The organism is Stenotrophomonas maltophilia (assembly GCF_013464915.1).
Lineage (GTDB): Bacteria > Pseudomonadota > Gammaproteobacteria > Xanthomonadales > Xanthomonadaceae > Stenotrophomonas > Stenotrophomonas maltophilia_AT.
The window spans coordinates 1-5,020 of sequence record NZ_RAVT01000086.1; the positions used below are offsets into that span (position 1 = coordinate 1).

Sequence of the window (5,020 nt, forward strand, 5' to 3'; positions counted from 1 at the left end):
GCGGCCGGGGCMGCCGGCCAGCGGCCGGCTCTACCACTTCAGTGCCGCTGTGCCAGCAGCAGATGGAAGTGCTTGTCGCGGGTCTGGCCGTCATTGCCGCTCGCGGTTTCGCGGTGGCTGCGCCAGGCCGAGACGCGGAAGCCGGATACCCGCAGGGCCAGCTCCACCGCGTCCAGTTCATGCAGCTGGAAGTCGGCGGCGAACGGCAGGCTGCGCATGAAGGCGGCATCGCCAAAGGCCAGGCACAGGCGGCCGCCCCGGCGCAGCACCCGCGCCAGCTCATCCAGCACCGGAGCAAGGTTGGGCCAGAAGTACAGGGTGTTGACCGCCAGTGCGGCATCCACGGATGCCTCGCTCACCGGCAGCGCATGGGCATCGCCAAGCCGCATCGCCGCCCGGTCGCCCAGGCCGGCACTGGCCAGTCGCTGGTTGCCGGCCTCGACCATGGCGGCGGACAACTCAACGCCCAGATACTGGCTGCCCGGCGCCTGCAACAGCTGTGGCGCGAAGGCCGCATTGCCGGGGCCGATCTCCAGGATGCGTTCGCCGGCCGCCACCGCCAGCAGCCCGATCGCGGCCAGGTTCAGGGCGCAGTTGCTGCGGTTCATCGAGTCGGCCACCGCCAGCGCGGCGTCGCCATGGGGCTGCCGCAGCTGAGCGGCCAGGGTGGAAGCATCCAGCATCGTCGTCGTCCATCGAAGAGATTCGGACGTGGCGGCGGCGGGTCCGCCGGTGACCATAGCGCTGACCTTGCGGCTTGGGAAGTAGGGAAACCCCGCTGCAGGGTGATGAGGAAATGTCCAGCGTCGCAGTCGGTGAGATCTGGTTGTCCACAGGGGGTGTGGATTACGCGTGGGCAACTTTGTGGATAAGCCGCGACAGGCGCCACCCCCCTAGGCTGTCAAGATGGGTGGCGAAAAATTCACCGCTGGTGAGGATGGGTGAGGGCATGGTGAAGAATCGGCCTGGCGGGCGCTGTCACCCATGGCGGTGCTCGCGGTAACCTGTGGGCCTTGATGCTCCGTGAGACCCCATGAAACGTCACTTCTCGATGCTGCGCGAATTCCAGCTGGCCGACTGGTTCACCCTGGCCAATGCTTTCTGCGGCACCGGTGCGGTGTTCGCCGCGATGCGTTTCCTGCAGGACGGCGAGCGCGGCTACCTGCTGTTCGGCATGGCGCTGATCCCGCTGGCCTTCATTTTCGACGCCCTTGACGGGCGCATCGCGCGCTGGCGCAAATCCAGCTCCACCCTGGGGCGCGAGCTGGACTCGCTGTCGGACGTGATCTCCTTCGGCGTGGCGCCGGCGGCGCTGGCCTATGCGTGCGGCATGCAGGGCGGCTGGGACTGGCTGGTGCTGAGCTACTTCGTCTGCTGCGGCGTCAGCCGCCTGGCGCGCTACAACGTCACCGCCGAGGCGCTGTCCGGTGACGAGGGCAAGGTCACGTATTTCGAGGGCACTCCGATCCCGACCAGCCTGGTGCTGGTGATCGTGCTGGCGATCGCCGCCGGTACCGATGCCATCGGCCAGGACCTCTGGTTTGGCCAGTGGCAGATCGGGCCTTGGCAGCTGCACCCGATGGTGCTGCTGTTCGCCCTGTCCGGGTCGCTGATGATCAGCAAGACCCTGCGCATTCCCAAGCCATGAGCCAGCCCTGCGGAGGCCTGCGATGACCAGCTCGGCCCACGACGCCGGCAGCAGCGATTTCGAGACCCTTGCCCGGCAGTACTTCGGTGCCTGGGGCGATGCCCTGCGCCATGCGAGCACGCCCGGCGCGCCGGCTGGCGACGACCCCGGCAGCTGGAAGCGGCTGTTCGACTGGTGGGGCCAGCTGCTGCCCGAACAGGGGCAGGGCGCGCCGGAAGATGCCGTGCGCCGGTTCCGCGAACAGGCCGGCAGCTGGTACGGCACCATGCAGGAWGTCGCGGCGCGCTTCGCCGGCCGCGACGCCAGCAGCGCTGATGTGGCCCAGGCCTGGCGCGAGGCGGTGCAGGGGCAGGGCGACGGCATGCTGCAGTGGATGCTGCAGGGCGCCCGTGGCAGCACCCAGGCCGGCGCCGCCGTACCCGAATTCGCCGCGTGGCTGCAGCAGTTCCAGCTGCAGGCCGGCCCGTGGCTGCAGAGCCCGGCGTTCGGGCCCGGCCGCGAACACCAGGCGCGCTGGCAGGCCCTGCTGCGTGCGCAGGAGGACTACCAGCAGCATTCGCGTGCCTACGTCGAGCAGATCAAGCAGGCGCTGGACGAAGCCTTCGCGTTGTTCGAGCAGCGCCTGGCCGAGCACGAACAACCGGGCAGCCAGCTGACCAGTGCCCGCGCGATGTTCGACCTGTGGATTGAAGTGGCCGAGGAAGCCTACGCCAAGGTCGCGATGTCCGAGCCGTTCCAGCAGGTTTACGCCGCGCTGGGCAACGCACAGATGCGCCTGCGCGCCGGCCTGCAGCGCGAGGTGGAACAGATGAGTGAACGGATCGGCCTGCCGACCCGCAGCGAGATGGACGCCGCCCACCGCCGCATCGCCGAGCTGGAGCGCAGCCTGCGCCGCCTGCAGGCCCAGGTGGCGGTGCTGGCGGGCACCGCCGCGGTGGATCCGGTGTCGCAGCCGGCACCGGCGAAGGTGAAGCCGGCCGCGCGCAAAGCCGCGAAGAAGGCCGCGCCGGCGAAGAAGGCAGCCGCGAAGAAGTCGCCTGCAAAGAAGCCTGCTGGCGGCACCACCGCACGGGCGCGTGACCGATGAAGGGACCGCTGGGCTTCAACGCCGATGACCTGATGCAGGAAACCCTGGCCATGCAGCGCAAGCTGATGGAAGGGTTGAAGCTGCTGCCGCAGGTGGAAGACGTGGACTATGGCGTGACCGCCCGCGAGGAAGTCTGGCGCGACGGCAAGGTGGTGCTGTACCGCTTTGTCGGCGAGCAGGCACCGACTCGGCGCACGCCACTGCTGATTGTCTATGCGCTGGTCAACCGGCCGTACATGGTGGACCTGCAGGCCGACCGCTCGCTGGTACAGAAGCTGCTGGCGCTGGGCCAGGACGTCTATGTGCTGGACTGGGGCTACCCGGACCGCTCCGAGCGCTTCCAGACCCTGGAGGACTACCTGCTGCGCTACATCGATGGCGCGGTGGATGCGCTGCGCGCGCGCAGCGGTGGCCCGGTGGACCTGCTGGGCATCTGCCAGGGGGGGGTGTTCGCGCTGTGCTATGCCGCGCTGCGCCGGCAGAAACTGGGCAAGCTGATCACCATGGTCACGCCGGTTGATTTCCAGACCGCCGACAACATGCTCTCGCACTGGGCGCGGCAGGTGGACGTGGACCTGCTGGTGGACACGCTGGGCAACATCCCGGCCGACCTGATGAATGCCAGCTACCTGATGCTCAAGCCATTCCGCCTGAACGTGCAGAAGTACGTCGGCCTGCTCGACATCCTTGATGACAAGGCGGCGCTGGAGGATTTCCTGCGCATGGAGAAGTGGATCTTCGACTCGCCGGACCTGGCCGGCGAAGCGTTCCGTGACTTCATCAAGCAGTTCTACCAAGGCAATGGGTTGGTGAAGGGCACGGTGCGGATCGGCGAGGAGGCGGTGGATCTGTCGCAGGTGACCCTGCCGGTGCTGAACATCTACGCCGAGCAGGACCATCTGGTGCCGCCGGATGCCTCGCGCGCGATGCGTGGGCGCTTGGGCACGGACGACTACACTGAGTCCAGTTTCCGCGGCGGCCACATTGGTATCTACGTGTCCGGCCGCGCGCAGCGCGAAGTGCCGGCCACGATCGATGGCTGGCTGAAGGCGCGCGACGCGTAACGCCTGTTTCGTTCATGTAGCGTCGAGCCATGCTCGACTGCCTGGAGAATGATGATGACGCAACGGATTTCGATGCTGCTTGCCGCGCTGCTTCTGGCAGCGCCTGTGGCCCACGCTGCCCCGGGCCCGCAGGCACAGCGCGAGATCGCCCAGCTGATCTCCAGCCTCGATGGATCGCAGTGCCGGTTCCAGCGCAATGGCAGCTGGTACGACGGCAGCGACGCGCGCGCTCACCTGCAGCGCAAGTACGATTACCTGCTGAAGAAAAACCAGGTGGACAGTGCCGAGCAGTTCATCGAGCGTGCCGCCAGCCAGAGCAGCATGAGCGGCAAGCCCTACCGTATCCAGTGCCCGGGACAGCCTGAACAGACCGCCGCCGCCTGGTTCGGCGCACGCCTTCAGGCCCTGCGCCAACGCACGCCGTAGACATGGGGCCAGTGTAGAGTCGAGCCACGCTCGACTGCGTTTGCGCATTCCCAGGAGACACCGCCATGAACACCACGCCCAAGACGCTGTCGCGTTCATTGAACGACCGCATGATTGCCGGCGTGATGGGTGGCATCGCCCATCGCTTCGGCTGGAATGCCACGCTGCTGCGGGTGATCTACGTGCTGCTGTCGCTGGCCTCTGCAGCTTTTCCCGGCATCCTGGTCTACCTGATCCTGTGGCTGCTGATGCCGAACGAGGCCGATTGAAGACTGCGCAGCAGCCCTGGCCGGTCTGGCTGCGCGCGCTGCAGGTACTGGGCGCGCTCTGGACGTCCCCCAATTCCCTGCTCGGCCTGATCGCTGGCCTGGCCGGCATGCTCGGCGGCGCGACGCTGCGCTGGAGCGGGCGGGACTGTGCGCTGGTGTTCGACCGCTGGCCCTGGGGTCCGGGCGGGGCGATCACCCTGGGCAACGTGATTCTGCACACCGGCCATGATCTGGGTATCTCCTGCCGCACCTATGCGCATCAGGCCGGGTGGGGCGTCGAGCCGCTGATCCGGCTGGATGACCACGAACGTGCCCACGTCTACCAGTACATGGTGCTGGGGCCGCTGTACCTGCCGGTCTACCTGCTGTGCGGCGGGGTGAGTGCGCGCAACCCGTTCGAGCGTGCGGCGGATCATTTCGCCCGGTTCGGGCGCGGCTGGTGGCCGTAGGTTCCAGCCAACGGCGCAGCCCCTCGTGGCTTGGTCGCGGAATACGTTTCATGTGATCGGGCCGGGCGGGGTGGGTT

7 protein-coding genes are annotated in these 5,020 nt (G+C 67.7%); 6 read left to right on the plus strand and 1 reads right to left on the minus strand.

The annotated features are described in order from the left end of the window. Positions 1-38 precede the first annotated feature (38 nt). A complete protein-coding gene (locus D7T59_RS20955; RefSeq protein WP_258013216.1) occupies positions 39-683 on the minus strand; it encodes a class I SAM-dependent methyltransferase in 645 nt (214 codons plus the stop codon). 350 nt (positions 684-1,033) lie between these two features. On the opposite strand from D7T59_RS20955, the gene D7T59_RS20960 reads away from it, so the two are divergent. The 6 genes from D7T59_RS20960 (at position 1,034) to D7T59_RS20985 (ending at position 4,943) form a co-directional block, all read left to right on the plus strand. Then, the gene (locus D7T59_RS20960; RefSeq protein WP_164135777.1) at positions 1,034-1,648 is read left to right on the plus strand and encodes a CDP-alcohol phosphatidyltransferase family protein; all 615 of its coding nucleotides are present in this window, start codon (positions 1,034-1,036) and stop codon (positions 1,646-1,648) included. 22 nt (positions 1,649-1,670) lie between these two features. Then, positions 1,671-2,735, plus strand: a complete 1,065-nt coding sequence (gene phaE, locus D7T59_RS20965) for a class III poly(R)-hydroxyalkanoic acid synthase subunit PhaE (RefSeq protein ID WP_180882692.1) — start codon at positions 1,671-1,673, stop codon at positions 2,733-2,735. After that, positions 2,732-3,799, plus strand: a complete 1,068-nt coding sequence (gene phaC, locus D7T59_RS20970) for a class III poly(R)-hydroxyalkanoic acid synthase subunit PhaC (protein ID WP_164135775.1) — start codon at positions 2,732-2,734, stop codon at positions 3,797-3,799. The genes phaE and phaC overlap by 4 nt, the downstream gene beginning before the upstream one ends. Before the next feature lie 51 nt (positions 3,800-3,850). Next, positions 3,851-4,225 carry a YfeK family protein gene (locus D7T59_RS20975; protein WP_407070863.1) on the plus strand — a complete coding sequence of 125 codons (375 nt, stop codon included), beginning with the start codon at positions 3,851-3,853 and terminating at the stop codon, positions 4,223-4,225. 65 nt (positions 4,226-4,290) lie between these two features. Beyond that, on the plus strand, positions 4,291-4,494 hold the full coding sequence (locus D7T59_RS20980) for a PspC domain-containing protein (RefSeq protein WP_106551363.1): 204 nt from the start codon (positions 4,291-4,293) through the stop codon (positions 4,492-4,494). Continuing rightward, positions 4,491-4,943, plus strand: a complete 453-nt coding sequence (locus D7T59_RS20985; RefSeq protein ID WP_180853470.1) for a hypothetical protein — start codon at positions 4,491-4,493, stop codon at positions 4,941-4,943. Before D7T59_RS20980 ends, D7T59_RS20985 begins: the two co-directional genes overlap by 4 nt. The last annotated feature ends 77 nt before the right edge of the window (positions 4,944-5,020 follow it).